The organism is Comamonas sp. B-9, from assembly GCF_000410635.1.
GTDB lineage: Bacteria > Pseudomonadota > Gammaproteobacteria > Burkholderiales > Burkholderiaceae_C > Comamonas.
Genome location: NZ_KE148678.1, coordinates 282 through 904, shown reverse-complemented (window position 1 = coordinate 904; position 623 = coordinate 282). Strand labels below are relative to the sequence as shown.

The following is a 623-nucleotide window of genomic DNA, read 5'->3' as shown; positions in this document are numbered from 1 at the left end:
CGGCCTGCAGTGCCAGCAAGGCCCAGCCCAGCTATGTGCTCGAGGCCATGGGCCTGCCCGCCTGGCAGACGGCTGCTGCGGTGCGCATGTCCTTTGGCGCGGCCGACCCGGCCGAGATGATTGCCGAGGCCTGCCAGCGCATCCGCGCCTGCGGCGCGGCACTGCGCGCGAACTGTCTGGTGGAAGCGCCTGACGACACCGCCCATGGCACAGCCCCGCTGCTGACGCGCTTTGTCGTTGACGGCGCCTGCTGCTACCTGCTGGCCGATGCTGCCAGCCAGCGCTGTGTGGTCGTCGATCCGCTGCCCGAGATGGTCGAGCGCCTGGCGCAATGGCTGCGCTGCCGGGGCTTTACCCTGGCGGCCGTGCTCGATACCCACAGCCATGGCGACCATGCCTCATCGGCGGCCGAGCTGCGCGCTGCCGTGCCCGCTGCGCTGCAAGCCACGGGCGCGGTCGATACGCTGGGCTGGCCCCAAGGCGCCACGCAGATCACGCTGGGCGCCTACCGCTTAAGCCGCCTGGCGCTGCCCGGCCACACCGAAGACTCCACCGCCTACCTGCTGCATGAAGGCACTCAGCTGCAGCTGGCACTGGTGGGCGATACCGTGCTGCCCGGCGCG

General features: G+C 71.1%; 1 protein-coding gene. It reads left to right on the top strand.

The annotated features are described in order from the left end of the window. On the top strand, nt 1-623 hold a 623-nt coding region (locus H928_RS31205; protein WP_239645079.1), incomplete at both ends, for an MBL fold metallo-hydrolase.